Annotated in this window: 20 protein-coding genes, 1 tRNA gene and 1 pseudogene; 21 read left to right on the top strand and 1 reads right to left on the bottom strand. The window is 66.7% G+C overall.

What is annotated here, in order from left to right; translation table 11 throughout:
- The first annotated feature begins 11 nt into the window (after positions 1–11).
- The 21 genes and pseudogenes from ABUA28_RS07180 (at position 12) to ABUA28_RS07080 (ending at position 20,348) form a co-directional block, all read left to right on the top strand.
- Positions 12–173, top strand: a complete 162-nt coding sequence (locus ABUA28_RS07180) for a DUF4177 domain-containing protein (protein WP_407075425.1) — start codon at positions 12–14, stop codon at positions 171–173.
- Positions 173–634 carry a RidA family protein gene (locus ABUA28_RS07175; RefSeq protein ID WP_349903358.1) on the top strand — a complete coding sequence of 154 codons (462 nt, stop codon included), beginning with the start codon at positions 173–175 and terminating at the stop codon, positions 632–634. Before ABUA28_RS07180 ends, ABUA28_RS07175 begins: the two co-directional genes overlap by 1 nt.
- Positions 635–923: 289 nt before the next feature.
- Positions 924–1,976, top strand: a complete 1,053-nt coding sequence (locus ABUA28_RS07170; RefSeq protein WP_349903357.1) for a TadA family conjugal transfer-associated ATPase — start codon at positions 924–926, stop codon at positions 1,974–1,976.
- Positions 1,969–2,916 carry a type II secretion system F family protein gene (locus ABUA28_RS07165; RefSeq protein ID WP_349903356.1) on the top strand — a complete coding sequence of 316 codons (948 nt, stop codon included), beginning with the start codon at positions 1,969–1,971 and terminating at the stop codon, positions 2,914–2,916. The genes ABUA28_RS07170 and ABUA28_RS07165 overlap by 8 nt, the downstream gene beginning before the upstream one ends.
- A gap of 348 nt (positions 2,917–3,264) precedes the next feature.
- On the top strand, positions 3,265–3,504 hold the full coding sequence (locus tag ABUA28_RS07160; RefSeq protein ID WP_349903355.1) for a DUF4244 domain-containing protein: 240 nt from the start codon (positions 3,265–3,267) through the stop codon (positions 3,502–3,504).
- The gene (locus ABUA28_RS07155; RefSeq protein WP_349903354.1) at positions 3,482–3,901 is read left to right on the top strand and encodes a TadE family type IV pilus minor pilin; all 420 of its coding nucleotides are present in this window, start codon (positions 3,482–3,484) and stop codon (positions 3,899–3,901) included. The genes ABUA28_RS07160 and ABUA28_RS07155 overlap by 23 nt, the downstream gene beginning before the upstream one ends.
- Positions 3,902–3,927: 26 nt before the next feature.
- On the top strand, positions 3,928–4,302 hold the full coding sequence (locus ABUA28_RS07150; protein ID WP_349903353.1) for an Rv3654c family TadE-like protein: 375 nt from the start codon (positions 3,928–3,930) through the stop codon (positions 4,300–4,302).
- A gap of 159 nt (positions 4,303–4,461) precedes the next feature.
- The gene (gene topA, locus ABUA28_RS07145; RefSeq protein WP_349903352.1) at positions 4,462–7,275 is read left to right on the top strand and encodes a type I DNA topoisomerase; all 2,814 of its coding nucleotides are present in this window, start codon (positions 4,462–4,464) and stop codon (positions 7,273–7,275) included.
- 5 nt (positions 7,276–7,280) lie between these two features.
- Complete coding sequence (gene tmk / locus ABUA28_RS07140) at positions 7,281–7,916, top strand: dTMP kinase (RefSeq protein WP_349903351.1); 636 nt, start codon at positions 7,281–7,283, stop codon at positions 7,914–7,916.
- A 306-nt stretch (positions 7,917–8,222) separates the two neighbouring features.
- Complete coding sequence (locus ABUA28_RS07135; RefSeq protein ID WP_407075424.1) at positions 8,223–9,425, top strand: DNA polymerase III subunit delta'; 1,203 nt, start codon at positions 8,223–8,225, stop codon at positions 9,423–9,425.
- An 8-nt stretch (positions 9,426–9,433) separates the two neighbouring features.
- Positions 9,434–10,966: an alpha/beta hydrolase gene (locus ABUA28_RS07130; protein ID WP_349903349.1), complete on the top strand. Its 1,533-nt coding sequence runs from the start codon at positions 9,434–9,436 to the stop codon at positions 10,964–10,966.
- Positions 10,967–11,051: 85 nt separating this feature from the next.
- Positions 11,052–11,127 (top strand) — tRNA-Thr (locus ABUA28_RS07125).
- 170 nt (positions 11,128–11,297) lie between these two features.
- Positions 11,298–11,648, top strand: a pseudogene (locus ABUA28_RS07120) (holo-ACP synthase); the annotation flags it as partial.
- 42 nt (positions 11,649–11,690) lie between these two features.
- Positions 11,691–11,948, top strand: a complete 258-nt coding sequence (locus ABUA28_RS07115) for an acyl carrier protein (protein ID WP_349903568.1) — start codon at positions 11,691–11,693, stop codon at positions 11,946–11,948.
- Positions 11,945–13,132 (top strand): acyl-CoA dehydrogenase family protein, encoded by a 1,188-nt coding sequence (locus ABUA28_RS07110; RefSeq protein ID WP_349903348.1) that lies wholly within the window; start codon positions 11,945–11,947, stop codon positions 13,130–13,132. Before ABUA28_RS07115 ends, ABUA28_RS07110 begins: the two co-directional genes overlap by 4 nt.
- The gene (locus tag ABUA28_RS07105; RefSeq protein WP_349903347.1) at positions 13,129–14,103 is read left to right on the top strand and encodes an amino acid--[acyl-carrier-protein] ligase; all 975 of its coding nucleotides are present in this window, start codon (positions 13,129–13,131) and stop codon (positions 14,101–14,103) included. The genes ABUA28_RS07110 and ABUA28_RS07105 overlap by 4 nt, the downstream gene beginning before the upstream one ends.
- Positions 14,104–14,147: 44 nt before the next feature.
- Positions 14,148–15,803, top strand: a complete 1,656-nt coding sequence (locus ABUA28_RS07100) for a hypothetical protein (protein WP_349903346.1) — start codon at positions 14,148–14,150, stop codon at positions 15,801–15,803.
- Positions 15,804–16,040: 237 nt separating this feature from the next.
- A complete protein-coding gene (locus tag ABUA28_RS07095) occupies positions 16,041–16,931 on the top strand; it encodes a hypothetical protein (RefSeq protein WP_349903345.1) in 891 nt (296 codons plus the stop codon).
- 107 nt (positions 16,932–17,038) lie between these two features.
- Entirely contained in the window at positions 17,039–18,022 is a 984-nt protein-coding gene (locus ABUA28_RS07090; protein ID WP_349903344.1) for a Gfo/Idh/MocA family protein, read from the top strand.
- Positions 18,023–18,073: 51 nt separating this feature from the next.
- Positions 18,074–19,717, top strand: a complete 1,644-nt coding sequence (locus ABUA28_RS07085; RefSeq protein WP_349903343.1) for a D-alanyl-D-alanine carboxypeptidase/D-alanyl-D-alanine-endopeptidase — start codon at positions 18,074–18,076, stop codon at positions 19,715–19,717.
- Between the two features lie 34 nt (positions 19,718–19,751).
- The gene (locus ABUA28_RS07080; RefSeq protein WP_349903342.1) at positions 19,752–20,348 is read left to right on the top strand and encodes an isochorismatase family protein; all 597 of its coding nucleotides are present in this window, start codon (positions 19,752–19,754) and stop codon (positions 20,346–20,348) included.
- A gap of 17 nt (positions 20,349–20,365) precedes the next feature.
- On the opposite strand, the gene ABUA28_RS07075 is transcribed toward ABUA28_RS07080, so the two are convergent.
- Complete coding sequence (locus tag ABUA28_RS07075; RefSeq protein WP_349903341.1) at positions 20,366–21,136, bottom strand: FadR/GntR family transcriptional regulator; 771 nt, start codon at positions 21,134–21,136, stop codon at positions 20,366–20,368.
- Between the last annotated feature and the right edge of the window lie 52 nt (positions 21,137–21,188).

Here is a 21,188-nt window from a genome sequence, read left to right as displayed (position 1 = left end):
CGGATGCCGTGATGACCCAATGGGAGTATCTGACCACCCCGCTGATCGTGCACAACACGACCGCGATCCTCAATAACTGGGGTTCTGAGGGCTGGGAACTGGTGCAGATCGTCACCGGCCCCGAGGGCGGTCTCGTCGCCTACTTCAAACGCGAAAAGAAAGAGGACGCCTGATGTCGAAGATCGAAGATCGTCTCGCCGAGCTAGGACTTGTGCTGCCCGAGGTCGCCAAACCCGTCGCCGCCTACGTTCCAGCGCTCGTCAGCGGCAACCTCGTCTTCACCTCCGGCCAGCTTCCGTCGACGGCCGGGGTGCTTCCGGCCACGGGCAAGGTGGGGGCCGAGGTGTCCGCGGAGGACGCGAAGGCCTACGCGCGCATCAGCGCGCTGAACGGGCTCGCGGCCGCGGCATCCGTCATCGGCTCGCTCGATCGGGTCACGAGAGTCGTCAAGGTCGTCGGTTTCGTCGCCTCTGACCCGAGTTTCACCGGACAGTCCGGCGTCATCAACGGCGCTTCGGAGTTTCTCGGTGAGGTGTTCGGCGAGGCCGGAGCGCACGCCAGGAGCGCGGTCGGGGTCGCCGTTCTGCCGCTCGATTCGCCGGTCGAAGTCGAACTGGTGCTTGAGTTCGCCTGAGGTAAGCGTTTACCAGAAAACTTGCGTAACTCTGCCATTGTGTTGACGGCGGGGTACGGTACACTGAATCGCGTCGGATGCGAATCTGACTAGTAGCGCGCAGTGATTCCCCCCAATCCAGCGCTGCTGTGGCGGCGCCGGTTCCCCCCAACAGGCGCCGCCCCTCTCTGTTTAACGGGTGTTCCTGCCGGGCATGCTCTTGTCCTCCACAGTCGCGCGAAAGCGTGGGTTCTTCACTGGTGCGGCCACCGCCGGAAAGCGGACGCCACGGCCTGATTAGCCTCGTCCGGTGTCATCATTCGAAACTTACGGAGACCGGTTCGTCGCGCGCCGTCCCGATGCTCCGCTCGCCGTACCAGAGAGTGTGGAGCGGTCCGTCGTCCCGGCATCCGCGGGCACTGTTCGCGCGTCGCCGTTCTTCGACGACTTTGCGGAGCTTGCCCCCCTGATGTCGGAGCCGGGCGTGACGGATGTCTTCGCCAACGGAGCAGACGACCTCTGGGTCGACAGGGGCGGCGGTCTTGAGCGCCGTGCGCCCATCGGCCTCGACGAGACGGGTCTGCGAGCGCTTGCCGTGCGTCTGATCGCACTAGGCGGGCGTCACATCGACGAGGCCACGCCGTGCGTCGATGTGCGGCTGCACGACGGCATTCGTATCCACGTCGTGCTGCCGCCGATCTCCACGGGCGGCACGCTGCTCTCGATCCGCCTGCCGTCCACGCGGCGGCTCGGGCTGGCGGAGCTCGACGAAGCCGGGTTCTTCCGTCTCATTCCGAGGGCATCCATCGAGGAGCTCGTGGCGGCGCGCAAGAACGTGCTCATCAGCGGGGCATCGGGCAGTGGCAAGACCACCCTTCTCGGAGCGATGCTCGGTGCGGCACCGCCGAGCGAGCGCATCGTGGCCATCGAAGACGTCGCGGAACTGCGGGTCGCGCATCCGCACTTCGTCTCGCTCGAGGCTCGGCAGGCCAACCTCGAGGGCGCGGGACAGCTCGGCCTGGAGAGGCTCGTGCGCGAGGCACTGCGGATGCGGCCGGATCGGCTCGTGCTCGGAGAGTGCCGCGGAGCAGAGATCCGTGAGTTGCTCGCCGCGCTGAACACCGGGCACGACGGGGGAGCCGGCACGGTGCACGCCAACTCGCTCGCGGACGTTCCCGCGCGGATCGAAGCGCTCGGCGCGTTGGCCGGGCTCTCGCCCTCCGCCATCGCGCGGCAGACCGTGAGCGCGATCGGAGCGGTGCTGCATGTCGAGCGCGGCGACGGAATGCGTCGGCTCGCGCAGCTCGGCCGATTCGCGCTCGACGACCGTGATCGCCTGTGTGTGGTGGATTCGGATGCGTAAGCAACGCGCCGACGCGGCATCCGGCCTCGAGGCGGTCGCCTCGGTCGTGCAGCGCCTTGCTGTGTTGCTGTCGGCTGGGGTCGTGCCCGCGGCGGGATGGGGTTACCTGGTGCAGGACGGCGATGCAGGCATTCTGCGGGCGGTCGCCGACGAGGCGCTCGCAGGGCAGCCGGTGGCACCGTCACTCATCTCGGCGACCGAGGCCGAGCGAGAGACGCCCTTGTCCCAGCTGAACGAGCAGGCCTGGCGAGGGCTCGCGGCCGCGTGGCAGGTCGCGAGCGATGCCGGTGCCTCGCTCGCCCCATCGCTGCGCCAGTTCGCGTCGTCGCTGCGTGATCTCGCGCAGACGGAGCGCGACATCTCCGTCGCGCTCGCCGGTCCCGTCGCGACGGCACGGATGGTCATGGTACTGCCGGTCATCGGTGTGTTGTTCGGCCTGGCGCTCGGCTTCAACACCCTTGGCGTCCTGTTCACGACCGTGCCCGGTTGGCTCTGCCTGGCGCTCGGCACGGCACTGCTTCTTGCCGCCCGCTCCTGGAATCACCGACTCGTGGCCCGCGCGCGACCGGTGCTGAGCACCCCGGGGCTCGAACTCGACCTCATGGCGATCGCGGTCTCGGGTGGCGGGTCGCTCGATCGTGCGGCATCCGTGGTCTCGCAAGCTCAAGAGGATTGTGGACTCGGGGTGGGATCCGACTCCGCGGCGATCGATGACGTGCTGTCGCTGTCGCGCAGGGCGGGAGTGCCCGCGGCGGAGCTTCTGCGGAGTGAGGCCGAGGAACAGCGGCGCACCGCCCGAAGTGCGGGACAGCGGGCCGCAGCAACCCTGGCGGTGACGCTTATGCTCCCGCTCGGGCTCTGCATCCTTCCTTCTTTTATGCTGCTCGGCGTCGCGCCGCTACTCATCGCGATCGTCTCCTCGACGGTCGCGACCTTCTAGTTACGCGCTCGGGTGCGCCATCCAGGTCACGCCTGCCCCTGCCGGGGCCTGACATCGCTGACGACGGAGATTTTGCGACACGCCGCCACAAACGGCCCGTTTCGGCGGCGTGTCGCAAAATCTCCGTCGTTACCGTCGCCAGGCCGAGCGGGAGGGTTGAGGAAGGAGAGACAGGTTCGGGCTGAGAGGTGGGGGCCACCGGATGGTGCGGACACCGGGCGCGGAGTGGGCCCGCCTCTCATCCACAGGGCTCGTCTCGCGCGGGGTTTCCACCGATCTGCCGAAGGCGCTCTCACGCTCGCGGCTGTTGGCAAAACTGGGATCCCCCCCCCGAAAAGAGAGGTCACCATGTCAACAGTCACCAAATGGATGCACGGAGTCGCCACCGCGCACGGAGTCGGCACCGCGCGCGGGTTCGGCACCGCGCGCCGGATCCGCGACGATACCGGTGCGGCAACGGCCGAGTACGCCATCACCATCCTTGCCGCGGTGGGCTTCGCGGGCCTGCTCGTCGTCATCCTGCGCTCGGATGCCGTGCGCCAGATGCTGACGGATCTCGTGCACCATGCGCTCAGTTTCGCCGGCTGAGCGGGCCGGGCACGATGGACGGCTGCGTCGCACGGGCGGCCGCGTCGGCGATGGCCACGACGACGCCCCATGTGAGCGCGGAAGTGTCACCGCGGAGTTCGCCACCGTAATCCCGGCCGTGCTGCTCGTGCTCGCCTGCTGTCTCGGCGGGGTGCAGCTCGTCTCGCAGCAACTGCGGCTGCAGGATGCCGCTGCCGCGGCCTCAAGAATCCTGTCCCGCGGCGAGGGCGCAGGCACCGCGTACGCTCGCGCAGCCCAGCTCGTGAGGGGAGCGCACCTCGAGCGCACCGACCGCGGCGGAATGGTCTGCGTTCGGCTGGCCACATCCGGCCCCGCAGGCATCTTTGCTGCGGTGCGCGTCGAGGCCGCGAGCTGCGCGCTCGCGGCGGGCCAGTGAACGTTGGGCCAGTGAACCTTATGCCAGTGAGCGGCGGGTCAGCGAGTCGCCGGCGCCCGGCCCGCGACCGCGGCTCCGGGTCCGTTCTCGCCGTCGCCATCGTCGCGGCGATGCTCGGGCTCGTGGCGATGTCCACTCCTCTTTATGCGGTGCTCTCCGCGAAGCAGCGAGTGGCATCCGCGGCCGATGCCTCAGCGCTGGCCGGCGCGAGCGTCGCCCTCGGCATGGTGCCGGGCATTCCCTGCGCTGCTGCGGCATCCCTCGCCACGGCGAACGGGGCGAAACTCGCGCGCTGCGAGGTGGACGGTGCCGTCGTCACGGTGCGGCTCAGCATCCCGATACTGGGTTTCTCGGTGCCGGCGACCGCGACGGCGGGGCCGGCCTCGGCAGACCGAAATTAGGGGTGCGTGGTATTTCTGTGTGTAGGGTGTGCCTGTCGGTGCATCATTCCCGACACCATCCGGTAACGCGGGGCCACGGGCGGCGAACGTATGCTGAACAAAGCTTTGCCACGCCGTAAACCATCACACCGCACAGAGAAAACAGACACGAGGGAACAGGTGCCAGGTACGAAGAAGCTGGTCATAGTCGAGTCGCCTGCCAAGGCGAAGACGATAGCCCAGTATCTGGGGGACGGCTACGAGGTGCTCGCCTCCGTTGGCCACATTCGCGACCTCATCGAGCCCAAGAACCTCCCGCCGGAGCTCAAGAAGGGTTCTCTCGGCAAATTCTCGGTCGACGTCGAGAACGGCTTCGAGCCGTACTACGCGGTCTCCGACCAGAAGAAGAAGACGGTCTCAGAGCTCAAGCGTGCGCTCAAGGATGCCGACGAACTCTACCTCGCAACTGATGAGGACCGCGAAGGAGAGGCCATCGCCTGGCACCTCCTGCAGGAGCTGAAGCCCAAGGTCCCCGTGAAGCGAATGGTGTTCCACGAGATCACCAAGGATGCCATCCAGCGGGCGAGGGAGACCCCTCGCGACCTCGACACCGCGCTCGTCGACGCGCAGGAGACCCGGCGCATCCTCGACCGCCTCTACGGGTACGAGATCTCGCCCGTGCTGTGGCGCAAGGTCGGGCCAGGGCTCTCCGCGGGGCGCGTGCAGTCCGCCGCCACCCGCCTCGTCGTCGACCGCGAGCGCGAGCGGCTGGCATTCACCGCCGCCAGCTACTGGGACCTCTCGGCGCTGCTCGCGACATCCGACTCGGCCCGGTTCGATGCCAAGCTCGCGCGCATCGACGGCGTTCGGGTTGCCACCGGCCGCGACTTCGACGACCACGGCCAGCTCAAGTCCGCTGGGTCGGGCAAGCCGGATGCCGTGGCCCTCGACGAGCAGGCCGCGAACGCCCTGAGCGAAGCACTTCGCGACCCCGCCGTGTCTGTGACTGTCACCTCGGTCGAGTCGAAGCCGTACACGCGGCGCCCGGCCGCGCCGTTCAGCACCTCGACGCTGCAGCAGGAGGCCGCGCGCAAGCTGCGCTTCTCCGCTCGCCAGACGATGAGCGTTGCGCAGGGGCTGTACGAAAACGGGTACATCACCTACATGCGTACCGACTCGCTCAACCTCTCGCAGCAGGCCGTCTCCGCCGCGCGCTCGCAGGCGAGTTCGCTGTATGGCGCAGAGACGGTTCCCGAGAAGCCCCGCGCCTACGCGAGCAAGAGCAAGAACGCCCAGGAGGCGCACGAGGCGATTCGCCCGGCAGGCGACACCTTCCGCACGCCCGCCCAGCTCGAGGATGTGTTGCGCGGCAACGACTGGAAGCTCTACGACCTCATCTGGAAGCGCACCATCGCCTCGCAGATGGCCGACGCGAAGGGCTCGACGGCATCCGTCTCCATCGCAGCAGGCCCTCTCGCGGATGGCCGCCAGGTCGAGTTCGCGGCCAGCGGCACGGTCATCACCTTCCGCGGTTTTCTCCAGGCCTACGAAGAGGGCCAGGACGAGGAGCGAAACGCGTCGGCGGAGCCGACCGAGGCGAAACTGCCGCCGCTCGCGCAGGGGCAGACGCTCACTGTCGCCGAGATCGAGGCCAAGGGCCACGAGACCAGCGCGCCGCCGCGCTACACGGAGGCCAGCCTCGTCAAGAAGCTCGAAGAGCTCGGCATCGGCCGCCCGTCCACCTACGCGGCCATCATCTCGACCATCGTCGACCGCGGCTACGTCACCCCGCGCGGCCAGGCACTCGTTCCCAACTGGATCGCGTTCTCCGTCGTACGCCTGCTCGAGGAGTACTTCGGCGAGCTGGTGGAGTACGACTTCACCGCCGAGATGGAGAACGACCTCGACCGCATCGCCGGGGGAGACGAGAACCGCGTCGAGTGGCTCACCGGCTTCTATTTCGGTCGTGAGGGCCACGACGGCCTGCGCACCGTCATCGACAATCTCGGTGAGATCGACGCGCGCGAGATCAACTCGATCAGGCTCACCGATGACATCACCCTGCGCATCGGCAAATACGGCCCATACCTCGAGGTCGCGGATGCCACGGCGGCAGAGGGCGCGACGCCTCGCCGCGTCAACATCCCGCAGGATCTCGCCCCGGATGAGCTCACCGCGACCAAGGCGCAGGAGCTCATCGACGCGCCCGTGGTCGTGGATCGCGTGATCGGCGTCAACCCCGAGAACGGTAAGAACGTCGTGGCGAAGGACGGTCGCTTCGGCCCGTACGTCACCGAGGTCGACCCGGAGCCCGAGGTCGCGGACGAGGAGCCCGTTGTCGTCGACGCGGCCACCGGCGAGGTGGGGGATGCGCCGAAGGCAAAGAAGAAGCCCGCGAAGAAGTCGGCAGCGCCCAAGCAGCGCACGGCATCCATCTTCAAGTCCATGGATCTCGCCACGATCGACCTCGAGACCGCGCTGCGGCTGTTGAGCCTGCCGCGCGTCGTCGGACAAGACCCGGAGTCCGGAGAAGACATCACGGCACAGAACGGCAAGTTCGGCCCGTACCTGAAGAAGGGAACAGACAGCCGCTCGCTCACGGAAGAAGACCAGATCTTCGACGTGGACCTGGCCGGCGCGCTCGAACTCTTCGCGCAGCCGAAGTACGGTGGGCGCCGCGCGTCGAGCGCCCTCAAGGAATTCGAGGCCGACCCGGAGAGCGGCAAACCGATCCGGATCAAGGACGGCCGTTTCGGCGCATACGTGACGGACGGCGTGACCAACGCCACGATCCCGCGCGGTGAGACCGTCGAGGAGATCGACTTCGATCGCGCCGTGCAGTTGCTCGCGGACAAGCGCGCCAAGGGTCCGGCGAAGCCGAAGGCCAAGGCTGCGCCCAAGAAGAAGGCCGCGGCCAAGAAGCCCGCAGCCAAGAAGGCGGCGGTGAAGAAGCCTGCGGCAAAGAAGGCCGCGCCCAAGAAGCCTGCGGCGTAGCGCTCATGGGCGGCACGGCATCCGGTCTGTTCATCACTCTCGAGGGCGGCGACGGCTCGGGGAAGTCGACCCAGGCGGAGCTGCTCTCCGCCTGGCTGACGAATGCGGGTCACACGGTGATGCGCACGCGCGAGCCGGGCGGCACAGACCTTGGCGTCGAGCTGCGGGAGATCGTGCTGCACCGCCGCGGTGACATCGCCCCTCGTGCCGAGGCCTTGCTCTATGCCGCGGACCGAGCACACCACATCGCGACGAAGGTGCGGCCCGCGCTCGAGCGAGGAGAGGTCGTCATCCAGGATCGCTACCTCGACTCGTCGGTCGCGTACCAGGGCGCAGGGCGCATCCTCGACGGCGCGGAGGTGCGCAACCTCTCGCTGTGGGCGACCGAGGGGCTGCTTCCCGACGTGACGATCCTGCTCGACCTCGATGAGAGCGTCGGGCGGGCGAGGCTCGACCGGGCGCGCACGCGCTACGACCGCCTCGAGGCGGAGAAGATCGAGTTCCACGCCAGGGTTCGGGCGAGCTACCTCGAGCTGGCCGCCGCGGAGCCGGAGCGCTTCCTCGTGCTCGACGCCACCGACTCGGTCGAGTCCATCGCCGCTGCCGTGCGCGTCCGCGTGGAGCCCCTGCTCGCCCGCTGACCGAGCCCGCGACTCTCTCTCCGCTCCCCCTCCCCCGCTCGCGCACCCGCATCCGTCTCGCCCTGTGTATCGCGGTTGTTGCCGCCCAAATGAAGGAGTTGCCGCGGCGGAGCCCCGTGTTTCCGTGGGTGGCTCCTGCGTGGGAGCGCTCCACTCCTTCATTTGGGCGATGATCGAGCGTAAGGGGCCAGAAACGGGATGCGACGGGATGCACGGGGCGCGATGGGAGCACGGAGCGCGACGGGAGCACGGGCGCGAGCGGGCGCGCAATGACAGGCGCGCGACCAGCCGTCAGCCGCGACCTTTATGCTTAGGCCTGTGACCGTGTGGGATGAGTTGACCGGCCAGGCCGAGGCGATCGCGGTCTTCAAGGCCGCCGCTGCAGACTCGTCCGCCGACACCTCCATCAGCGAGTCCGCGATGACCCACGCCTGGCTCATCACCGGGCCTCCAGGCTCCGGCCGCTCCAATCTCGCTTTCGCCTTCGCGACCGCTCTGCTGAGTCCGGCCGGGGCGGACGGCGACGCCGCGACCGAGCGCCAGGTGGCCGCGCGCACACATCCTGACCTGGGCGTGCTCGGCACCGAGGGCGTCATCATCAAGATGGATGATGTGCGGGGGATCGTCTCGAGTTCACAGTTCTCCCCGTCGCTCGGTCGGTACCGCGTGATGGTCATCGAAGACGCGGATCGGATGCAGGAGCGCGCCTCGAACGTGCTGCTCAAGGCGCTCGAGGAGCCCCCGCCGCGCACCGTGTGGATCCTGTGCGCGCCGAGCGAGGCCGATCTGATCCCCACCATCCGCTCGCGCGTGCGCACCGTGCGGCTGCGCGTGCCATCCGTCGACGATGTCGCAGAGCTCATCTCCCGCCGCGACGGCGTCGACCTGCCGACCGCCACCCGGGCGGCGCGCGAAGCCCAGAGCCACATCGGCATGGCACATCGCCTGGCAACCAACGCCGAGGCCAGGGAGCGACGCGAGAAGACCCTCGACATGGCACTCGGCATCCGCTCGGTGTCGGATGCCGTTGTCGCCGCGGCGGGCCTCATCGAACTCGCCGGGGCGGATGCCAAGGCGATCACCGAGGAGAAGGACGCGGAGGAACGCGAGGCGGCCCTGCGCTCGCTCGGCATCGCTCCGGGCGGCACGATCCCGCCCGCGCTGCGCAGCCAGCTCAAGGCACTCGAGGACGATCAGAAGCGCAGGGCCACCAGGAGCCTGCGTGACGGTATCGACCGCATCCTCGTCGACCTGCTCTCGCTCTACCGCGACGTGCTGCTCATGCAGTTGGGGTCGCCGCTCGAACCGATCAACCTCAGCATCCACGCGCGGCTCGCGGACGCGGCAGGGTCGAGTTCGCCCGCGTCGATCCTCGCCGTGATGGATGCCATTGCCACGGCTCGTCGCCGCATCGACGGCAACGTGAACCCCACGCTCGCCCTCGAGGCCATGCTCATCGCGGTCACGAGAACGCGCACGACGGCGCGGGCGGGCGGGGCGAGTTCGTGAGGAATCGTGTGCGGCTGGCGATTGTCGCCGTCGCGGTCGCCGTGGTGCTGCCACTGAGCGGGTGCGTGTCCGCGTTCCTGCCGAAGCAGGTTCCGACCACCTCGATTCCTGTGAAGGAGAAGGTCGCTCCAGACCTGAAGCCGTTCTACGCGCAGGTGCTGACCTGGAAGAGCTGTGAGAAGGGCGCATTCCAGTGCACGACGGCGACGGCCCCGATGGACTGGGAGCACCCGTCGGACGGCTCGATCGAGCTCGCGCTGATCCGGCACGTCGCGACAGGCAACCGGCTCGGGTCGCTGCTCGTGAACCCGGGCGGCCCGGGCGCATCCGGCTACTCCTTCGTGGCAGACAGCCTCGACTACGCGGTCGATGCGAAGCTCAAGGCCAGCTACGACATCGTCGGCTTTGACCCCCGCGGCGTCAACAAGTCATCCGCGGTGAAGTGCTACGAGAACCCCAAAGACATGGATGCGTTCCTGTACGACATCACGCCGGGCACGATCGGATCGGATGCCTGGCTCGCCGCCCAGAACGCGACCTCGAAGAAGTTCGGCGAGGACTGTCTCACATACACGGGCAAGCTGCTCGGATTCGTCGATACGGTGAGCGCGGCGCGGGATCTCGACCTGCTGCGCGCCATCCTCGGCGACAAGAAGCTCAACTACCTCGGCTACTCCTACGGCACGCTCCTCGGGTCGACCTTCGCAGAGCTCTACCCGAAGAAGACCGGACGCCTGGTGTTCGACGGCGTCGTCGATCCGGCAACCACCGACTTCCAGGTCACGGCGATGCAGGCGCAGGGGTTCGAGAACGCGCTGAAGGCCTACCTGGCCGACTGCATCACCGGAACAAAGTGTCCGTTCTCAGGCCGAGGAACCAGCGGGGTGAACGCGGCGCTCACGAAGATCCGTGCGCTGCTCACGAGCCTCGACGCCAGCCCGCTCCGTGGCTCGGACGGTCGCGAGGTCGGCAGCGCCACGATGTTCAGCGCGATCATCCTTCCCCTCTATAGCCGCAGCAACTGGAGCTACCTCAGTGAGCTGTTCACGGATGTCATGAAGGGCAACGCAGACTACGCGCTTCAGCTCGCGGACAGCTACAACGACCGCAACCAGAACGGTACATACGCAGACAACCAGACCGAGGCGTTCATCGCGATCAACTGCCTGGACTACAAGACGGATGGCAGCGCCGCGACCCTGCGCGCGGAGGCCGCGAAGTTGGCCCAGCTTGCCCCCGTGTTCGGCCCCCAGATGTCGTACGGAGACACCTGCAGCCAGTGGCCGTTCCAGTCCACTCGCGATCGGGTTCCGATCGCGGCGAAGGGGTCTGCGCCGATTCTCGTGGTGGGCACAACGAATGACCCGGCGACCCCGTATCAGTGGGCGGTGAACGTGTCGAAGGAGCTTCAGAACGGTCACCTCGTCACGTACAAGGGCGAGGGCCACACGGCGTACAACAAGTCGAATTCGTGCGTGAACAACGCTGTGGACGACTTCCTGGTCGACGGCACAGTGCCGGAATCCGATCCGCATTGTTGACCTGATGCGCCGCGTGCCACTCGGTGACGGTGCGCCCGCTCGGATCGGCTAAGCTTTCTTGCTGTGCGCTCGGCAACGAGCACACGCCGCCTTAGCTCAGTCGGTAGAGCATCTCACTCGTAATGAGAAGGTCGTCAGTTCGATTCTGACAGGCGGCTCCACCAGACCGTTCCCGCCGCGACATGCGCTGTCGAGTCGAAGTCCCGCTCGTGTGTGTCCCTCAGAATGGGGCATGCTGTGCTATGAACCGGCGAGACGTATCGGTCTATGATTAAAATCTGTCAAGTTGACCGAACGGCTTGATGTTTCCCGAATCGAGGGGACACACCTCATGCTCCCGCTGACCCGAGTCGGGACGGACTTGTTCGCGGTGTCCGTCCTCGAAGAGTCGGTTGCCGCGTTTGGCGATCGCTACCTGAACCGCCTGTTCACCCCGCTGGAACTCCGTCAGAGCGCGCGGATATCCGAACGATTGGCAGCGCGTTTTGCTGGCAAGGAGGCCGTTGCGAAAGTCTTGCGGCTCCCATCCTCATCCGCTCTCCCCTACCGAGACATCGAGATCGCGACCGCCCCAACGGGAGCGCCCCTGGTGAGACTGCACGGCCGCGCCAAAGACGCGGCTTCGGCGCAGGGCATCGGCAGGATCTCGATTTCACTTGGTCATGACACGGGACGCGCGATCGCCACCGCACTCACAATCTTCAGCCGAAAGGACTCTCGAACCATGAATGAAATCATTCGACACGCACTTGCCACATACGGGCACCTGACGAAGTCCATCGGTGACATCGGGGATACCGATGACCTGTACCAGGCCGGCCTGAGCTCGCACGCGACGGTCAACGTCATGCTGGCGCTCGAGGATGAGTTGGGCATCGAGTTCTCCGACGACCTGCTCAGGCGCGACACCTTTGCGACCATCGCCGCTCTCGACGCCGTCGTTCAGGGCATCGTCGGCACGGGATCGGGGGCCACCCGATGAGTGCGCTCGCGAGCGATTCCACACATAACACGGGTTCGCTCTCCGAGCGCGCCCGTCGCGTTGCACTCGTTGCGGCAGAGCACGCCGGGGATGTCGATACCGACGCGCGCTTTCCCCACGAGACAATTGCCGCATTGCGGGAATCCGGGCTGCTCTCGGCGGCGGTGCCATCGAATCTCGGCGGCGAGGGCGCTGCCGTCTCTGAGCTGGGCGAGGTGGCCATGATCCTCGCGGAGGCCTGCGCCTCCAGCGCAATGATCTTCGCCATGCATCAGATCCAGGTCGCCTGCGTGATCCGGCACGGGGGAGACTCTCCTGCGGCGCGCAGCGCACTCGAGAGTCTCGTGAACGACGGAACGCTCTTTGCCTCGGCAACCACCGAGATCAACATCGGCGGTGACACGCGCAAGAGCGGATGTGCCGTCGAGGTCCACGATGGTGACCGAGTGACCCTGGCGAAGACCGCGCCGGTCATCTCGTATGGCGCCCACGCCGACTTCGTGCTCGCGACTGCTCGACGAGCTGCCGATGCTGCCCCGTCGGACCAGGTTCTCGTGATCTGTCCTGCGGCGAGTACAACGCTCAGGCAGATCAGCCAGTGGGACACGCTCGGCTTCCGCGGAACCTGTTCTCCCGGCTTTGAACTCCAGGCCGAGGTCACTGTCGACCACGTGCTTCCCGTCGAGTACGCCACCATTTCGGCGGAGACGATGCTGCCGATCTCGCATGTGCTGTGGGCATCCGTGTGGCTCGGTATCGCGCACGCGGCTGCTGACCGTGCCACGCGTGCCGTGCAGAGCGCTGCTCGCAAGACGATCGGCACCCTGCCTCCCGCGGCAACTCGTCTCGCCGAGTTGCTTGGCGCGATGTCAGCGTTTGATTCGGTCGTCGCGGATGCTACCCGATCGTTTGACAGTCGCAGGGACGACTCCCGCTCGCTGACTTCTATCGGGTCGGCGATTGCCTTCAACGCCCTCAAGATCACGGCCTCGGATGCTGTCATCGACATTGTCTCCAAGGCCATGCTGGTCGCGGGGATCGCCGGCTATCGCCAGGACTCCGACCTCAGCCTCGGCCGACTTCTGCGCGATGCCTACGGCACAGCAGTCATGGTGAATAATGATCGAATCCTGGCAAATAATGCCCAGCTTTCACTGATGCAGCGTAAGCACACATCCGAATGAGCGAGGCGAGTATGGCGCACGGTGAATCGGCCGAATCACGCAGTGAACTCGATGTCGCTCGTGACGAGTTTCGCGCTGAGGTCCTTGCGGCAGGCCTGCTCGTCGATGCGGGCCAGCCTGGACTCTATGGTCGCTCCGGCCTCTTCGACGACCTGGTCGACGCGGTCAGGTCACACGCGGCGCGTCAGTACTCCGACCAGCACGCCGAGCGACTGAGGTTTGCCCCGGTCATCTCGCGTGCGGAGTTTGAGAAAACTGACTACATCGTGTCTTTCCCGCAGCTCAGCGCAACGGTCAACGGGTTTTTCGGCACCCCCGCAGAACACGAGAAACTCGTTGCAGCCCGCGCGGAGGGCCAGGCCTGGGATTCCTGGCTCAGCCCGGCGGAGACCGCTCTCGTGCCCGCCGTCTGCCACCCCCTCTACGAGCGCTTGCGTGGAACTCTGCCGGAAGGTGGTCGTACCTTCGATCTCACGGGCTTCTGCTTCAGACACGAGCCGTCTCGAGATCCGATGCGCCTGCAGGTCTTCCGCATGCAGGAGTTCGTCTTCGCCGGTGACGCAGCCGCAGCGCGATCGTTTCGCGACGACATGTGCCAGCGCCAGATTGCGGGCCTTCGCTTGCTCGGCCTCGATGCCCAACTGGTTGCCGCGAACGATCCCTTTTTTGGCCGCACGGGGCGATTCCTCGCTCGCAACCAGATCGCCGATGAAGCAAAGCTCGAAGTCGTCGTGAAGATCTACGGCGACCTCGACGAAGGAACCGCGGTCGCCTCAGCCAACCAGCACGGGGACCATTTCGGTACAGCCTTCGACATCAAGAATCCCGGTGGCACTCCCGCACACAGTGCGTGCCTCGGGTGGGGTCTTGAACGCATCGTCCTCGCCTTGATTCGCACTCACGGCACGAACGTGGATTCGTGGCCCGCGGCAGTCCTCACCGAGCTGCGACTCGGAGCACGACCTCAATAGTGTCGACACACAGACCTGCAACTCGGGCATCGTCGCCCACCCCGGTGACGATATTCGACACATGGCTCGACGACGGGGCCGTCCTCGCGACGGTTCATGTGCCTCGCGACGCCGCCTCCACCGGCGTGGTCATCTGTCCGCCCATCGGGTACGACTACATGGTTGCGTACCGGAGCCTCCGCTACCTTGCCGACCAGATCGCGGCATCCGGGCTCCCGGTCATCCGCTACGAGCACCCTGGTTTCGGCGATTCCACGGTGCCGCTCGACACGAACTCGTTCGAGCGCGGGGCGCGCGAGGCTGTGCACGCTCTTCTCGGTGTCGGTTGCACGTCGGTCGCTTACGTCGGACTCGGCAGCGGAGCGTTGGTGGCCTCCTTGGCGGCGGCGCTGGATCCTGAACCGGCCGGACTGGTGCTCTGGGACCCCGTTGCGTCCGGCCGAAAGTGGATGCGCCAGAAGCGTTCCATTTATTCGCTCGCGCTCGGGTCTCTCGCGGAGCAGGAACCCGAGGGGTTCGTCGAGATCGCTGGTGCCGAGATCCCTCGCGAGTTCGCGGAGCACGTTGACGGGCTGGACTACGATCCGGATGTCGCGTCGACGGTGCCCACGCTTGTGGCCGTGCGTGTCGGAACCGGCGGCCGCGTCCCCCGGGCGCTGCGCGCGGTTCAGGATGACGTGGATGTCATTGAAATCAGCGGACACGAAGCGGCGTTTGACGGTTCGAGTGTCGACTCCAGCATTCCCGGGGACAGTGTGGATGCCGTCGCCGAGTGGCTTGCCTCGCGTCTTGCGACGAGCGGCACATTCATCACGACTCGACCTCCCGCTGTCGTCGACCGTGTTCGGTTCGACTTCGGTGGCACGGCTGTCGAAGAGCGTCTGCGTCGCATCGGCCCCCACGGCCTCTTCGCGATCGAGACGCGCCCGGCGGGTGGCGCCGATGACCTGCCTGCCGTCATCCTGCACAATGGATCGGCCGAGCACCGTACCGGGGCGACGCGGCACCAGGTCGAGCTGGCGCGCCAATTGGCGGCCCAGGGTGTTCGAGCCGTACGTGTCGACCGGAGGGGAACCGGGGAGAGCGGTCCGGTGCACCCGGGAGAACCCAAGATGCTTTTCGCGAAGGAGTGGCTCGAGGACGGTGCCGATGTCATTGCCGACCTCGCCCTGCCGCGCGAAAAGGTTGGCATCGTCGGGATGTGTGTTGGATCGTGGGTAGCGCTGGTTTCTGCTCCCGGCGCTGCGAGGTTCGTGACGGCATTCTCCATGCGGGACTATCACCTTCATCCCGTGCCTCACCAGGCGACCACCCCGGCTGTTGTCGGCGCGAATGCCCTGGCCCTGCGAGAGCGGGTGATTGCCTTCGTCAAGCGGAGGGCGCCGTACCTGGCAATGCTTGCCCTCGCCAATAGGGGGATAGTGCAGTTCGTGGAGCCCGGTTTTCGAGTCGCGCTTGCCGCGGGAACCGATGTCACGCTTCTGCTGGGTCCGGAAGACACCGAGATATTCCGGGCGCACCGCGGAGAGAGGGCGGTTCGTCGTCTGAGGCGGCTCCCGGGGCGCCTGACCGTCGTCGAGTATCCGACTGGAGATCACGCGCTCTTCAGTCCGGGCATCCGAGCCAGGGCAATGGATGAGGCGCGTGCGATGGCTTCACGATTTCTTGCCACTGATCCCGGTGGAGACGGTCGGCTGTAACGGGCGTCACCCGCTGCTGCGAAGCCTCTTTGGGGGACAATCCGCAGAATCTCCAGATCAAACTGCTGATCCTGGGGGAGTGAAACACCCCCAAAACGAGGGATATTCTGACGCTCATACATGGCATCGGCTTGCGATGAGGCGCCCGGCCGCATAACGTTGCACGAGTCAAGGCTCCAAGATTCGTGGTAATTCGGGGTACACGGTCTGGGGTTTGGGGGGTTCGGGGGAACTGTTATGAAGCGCATTGCGTTGCTGACGACGATATTTACGGCAGTGCTGACGCTTGTGCTTCCGTTCGTCGGCGGCAGCGGTCCGGCGCTTCTTGGCAGCAGCTCACCTGCGTACGCCGGTGACTCGACCACTCCCGTTTTCGCCTCACCCGTCACGGCGCAGCAGGCGACGGCATCCGTCGCCTCCTCCGATATTTCGGCGTTCACGAACGATGCTCCGGCATCGATCGCCCGGAATGCTGCGTCGATCAAGGCCGAGGCTTCGGCACCGGTTGTCACGACCGCTGACACTGAACACCTGGCACAGAAGCCGGTGCCGAAGCCCGTCGAGGTGGCCCACAGCGGCTCCAGCGCGAGCGGAGGCGCTCACTCCACGGCGCAGCGCAGGGCCGCAGTTGCTGCCGCCGGAGGAAGCTGCCCCGTCAACGTCGGTGGTGGCGTGAACGGCAACGCGGATCTCGCGAGCTTCGCGGCGACCTACAACGCGATCCGCGTCGCCAACTGCCTTCAGCCGGTTCCGATGAGCCACTTCCGCTGGGACAGCTGCATGCAGACGCGACTGCAGTGGATGGCCAACGACCCGTCGGTGAACCCCGCAAACACCTGGGGCCACATGGGCGTCAGGAGCCTCGCCCCAGACCCGAACACCGGGCAGTACTATTCGGACACCAACCCGAGCGTCGGCTGCGACGGCAACCTCGCAGGAGGAACCGGCAACAGCGGGGCGACCGTCGCCCAGAAGTGGTGGAACTCACTGCCGCACCGCGCATCCCTGTACCGCCCGTCCTTCGAGGGCACCACGAACAGCGTGTGCATCTACTTCGCCATGACCCACGGCGGCAATGGTGACCCGAGCGACTTCGCCAGGGCCGCCGCCCGCTGGGGAGGCTGCTGACCCGCGTCGATTCGCTGGCGCCGATTCGAATGTGCTCTCTGCTCACTGTTAGATTCGCTGTGAACCATTAGCGAGGACGACGGTCGTCCCGCGGCGGGAGGCAGATCGTGGCAGAGCAGATTCGCTGGGGAATTCTGGGCACCGGATGGATCGCCCACCAGCAGACGACCGACCTGCTCGGCAACGGCTTCCGTGTGGTTGCCGTGGGGTCGCGGACGCGGGCGGCCGCGGACGCCTTCGCTGTGGAGTTCGGCATCCAGAACGCCCACGACAGCTACGAGGCGCTCGTGGCGGACCCCGAGGTCGACGCGATCTACGTTTCGACACCGCACCCGATGCACTTCGAGAACGCCATTCTCGCCCTGAACGCGGGCAAGCACGTTCTCGTGGAGAAGCCGTTCACCATCACCGCCGCGCAGGCCACGGCCGTGATCGAGCTCGCCGCGGAGAAGAATCTCGTGGCGCTCGAGGCCATGTGGACGAGGTTCCTTCCGCACATGCTGCGCATCCGCGAGATCATCGCGGCGGGAACGATCGGTGAGGTGCGCACTCTGCTGGCCGACCACGACCAGAATCTCCCGAAGGACCCGCTTCACCGCATCAACAACCCCGCGCTCGGCGGTGGCGCCCTGCTTGACCTCGGCATCTACCCCGTCTCGTTCGCGAATGACCTGTTCGGTGCGCCCGTGTCGATCCAGGCGAACGCCTCGAAGACGACGACCGGAGTCGACAGGCAGACCGCAATCGTGCTCGGCTACGCCGACGGGCAGCAGGCCGTGCTGCACACGGCGCTCGACACCCTCGGACCCAATCGGGCGGCCATCGTGGGCACCGAGGGTCGCATCGAGATCGAGTCCGTCTGGTACACGCCGACGGCGTTCACGGTCTTCGACAGTGACGACACGGTTCTCGAGCGCTACGAGTCCGAGGTGACACACCGTGGAATGCAGTACCAGGCGTGGGAGCTCGAGCGACTGGTCGCGGAGGGCAGCCTGAGCGGCGAGATCCTTCCCACGGCGGAGACCGTGCAGATCATGCAGGTGCTCGACGAGGTGCGCAGGCAGATCGATGTGACCTATCCGGGCGAGTGATCCGGATGCACCGGCCGCAGTGTGCGCGACCTCGCCCGGTATCATGTCGGGGTGAGTGAGCCACAGGAGCCCCAGTCTCCCGAAGACCCGTCTCCAGATGCACCGACCGTGCCGATGACTCGCCGCGAGGCACGCGAGGCAGCGCGGGCGAACGACGCCGCCCAGGCCACTGGGGTGGCCGCGGAACCCGCGCCGACCGTGGCGATGGGGCTCGACGAGTTGGCGGGAACCGGCGCCGGAGCGCAGGCCACGGGTGTCGCGGCCGCGTCGGCAGTGAAGTCCGCTGGGGCACGGGGCGGTGGAATCTCGGGGCTGATCGCGAAGCATCCGAATGCCTGGCTGTTCTCCGCGCTCGGCGTCGTCTTCGTCCTGCTTGGGACCGGTGCGGTCTTCGCAGGCTCCTCCTTCGCCCCGGAGCCCATCGCGGCAGTCGCTCCTTCTCCGTCGCCCACGATGTCTCCGACGCCCCGGCCGGTGCCGGCGACTCCCGCGGCCGCGACACGGTTGCGCACATGCTCCATCGCCAGCCTCGCTGCGGATCCGCGTCTCGGTACCTTCGAGGGCAGCGTGCTGAACGCCAAGACCGGTGAGGTGCTGTTCGATCGTTCCGCATCGACCCCGGCCCCTACCGCGAGCGTGATGAAAACGCTCATCGCGGCCACGGCGCTGAAGGTCCTCGGCCCCGACTACCGGCTCTCGACCAAGGTGTATGCGGGCAGTCAGCCCGGATCGATCGTCCTCGTCGGCGGGGGAGACCCGACGCTGAGCGCGGGCCACGGGAGCGTCTACGCGAACCCGCCCCAGCTGAGCGACCTGGCCAAGCAGGTCGAGACGGCCCGCGAGAAGGAGGGACTGACCGACCCGATCACGAGCATCATCCTCGACTCCACGATGTGGAACAACGCTGACGCCTGGGATCCGAGCTGGCCCGTCACCGAGCGCACCCAGGGCTACCAGCCGATGATCGTGCCGCTCATGGTCGATGGTGACCGCGCGAATCCGGCCAGGCAGGACAGCCCCAGGAGTACGGACCCGGTCGCTGCCGCGGGCGACGCCTTCAGCGCTGCCCTGGGCCTGGGCGGCAACGCCACGTTCTCCAGGGGATCGGCGATCACGTCGAACCCGCTGCTCGGTGAGGTCAAATCCCAGCCGGTGAATACGCTCATCGGCGAGATGCTTCCGGTATCGGACAACACGCTCGCGGAGATGCTCGCTCGGGTCTCGTCCAAGGTCAGCGGGAGCGACGGCTCCGCGGCATCTCTCACCGCGGTCGTCTCGAAGGCGCTCACGAGTTACGGCATCACCCCCACCGGCCTTGCGATCAAGGATGGTTCGGGCGAGAGCAACAACGACGGCGTGCCACCCCTCGTGGTGGCCCAACTCATGTCCAAGGTTCTCGCCGGAGCAGACAGTCTCGACGTGATCTACAAGTCGCTTCCGGTGTCGGGCAGGACCGGCACGCTCGCGGGACGGTTCACGGGCCCTAACGCGATCGCGCGGGGTGCGGTGAACGCGAAGACGGGCAGCATCCTCCACGTCTACACGCTCGGCGGAATCGTGCACGCGGCGGACGGAACGCCCCTGGCGTTCGCCTTCTACGCCCTGGGCAATAAAGTGGGAGGCACCGCGAGGGCGGCCCTGGACACTGTCACCACCGGAGTGTTCACGTGCGGCGACAACCTGTCGAACAACTGATTGACCCGAACCATCAACCATGAGCGGAGAGCGCATGAGCCGGGCATTATTCATCATCGACGTGCAGAACGATTTCACCGAGGGAGGTGCTCTCGGCGTCGAGGGCGGGTCTGCGGTGGCCGCGGGCGTCACGACCCTGCTGGTGCAGCATCCAGAGCGCTATGAGCACATCTTTGCGTCTCGCGACTGGCACGAGGCGGACAGCGACAATGGCGGCCATTTCGCAACGGATGCCGCCCCGGACTTCGTGACGACCTGGCCGGTGCACTGCGTCGCGGGCACGATCGGGGCGGAGTACCACCCCGCGCTGGACGTGTCCGAAGTGGACGTACACGTGCAGAAAGGCCAGGGGAAGCCCGCATACTCGATCTTCGAGGGCATCACGCAGAACGGTCACAGCGTGCCGCACGAGCTCGACGAGTTGGGCGTGACCGATATCGATGTCGTGGGCATTGCGACGGACTACTGCGTGCTCGCCTCTGCTCGGGATGCCCTGGCCGCGGGCAGGCGGGTTCGGGTGCTGAGCGACCTGGTCGCCGGTGTCGCGCCGGAGTCGAGCGAGGCCGCCCTGCGTGAGCTGGAGGCCGCGGGCGCGGAGGTCGTCTCGACGGCATCGCTCGCGGGCGAGTAGTTCGAAGCAGCCGACGATCAGTCGGCGCCGTCGGCCGTGCGCACCTCGAGCCCGACGAACATGCTGTGGTGCAGGGTCGAGACGTGCTTCTCGATGATCGCGACGGCGCCCACCGGATCGCGCCTGCGCAGTGCTGCAACGAGTTCGGCGTGCTCCCGGTTCACGTCGTGCAGGTAGTCGACGGGATACGGCAGGAAGTAACGATAGAGCTCGTAGAGCACCTCGGTGTAGCGAGGTAGCGCCCAGTCCAGTCCGCTCGCGCGCGCGACGGCGAGGTGCAGTTTCTCGTCGGCCGCGTGGTACTCGGTCCAGCTCTGGGCTCGGGCGGCCTGCTCGACGTATTCGTCGAGTTCCGTGAGTTGATCCTCACTCGCGTCGAGTGCCGCGTGGTGCGTGAGCGCGCATTCGAGCAGCACGCGGTGGTCGATGAGGCCGTGCACGGTCTGTGCATCCGCGCGGTAGACCGTGACCGCATCCACCCGCTCAGGCGCGCTGTGCTCCGATACGAAGGTGCCGCCATTGCGGCCGCGGCGACGCACGACGACACCGTCGTCGGCGAGGCTCTTGAGGGCGCGTCGTGCGGTGATCTCGCTCACGCCGAGCGCATCTGCGATGTCCGTGTCCAGGGGCAGTTGCTCGCCCGGGGTGAGCAGTCCCAGCTGGATGGCGAGGGCGATACGGGCGCGCACGGTGTCCACTGCACTCAGGCGCGTGATGCCCGCGACGGCCGGATCCACGAGCGCCGGAATGCCCGCGGGGGGTGGCGCTGCGTCCGGAGTCTGGCTCATGGACACAAGACTATGCTTTCTACTCTAGACAAATGCGATCAATATGATCTAT

Origin of the sequence: Parafrigoribacterium humi (assembly GCF_040227205.1) — a bacterium.
Lineage (GTDB): Bacteria > Actinomycetota > Actinomycetes > Actinomycetales > Microbacteriaceae > Parafrigoribacterium_A > Parafrigoribacterium_A humi.
The sequence above is the reverse complement of the archived record's forward strand: the minus strand, read 5'-3'. Positions and strand labels throughout refer to the sequence as shown.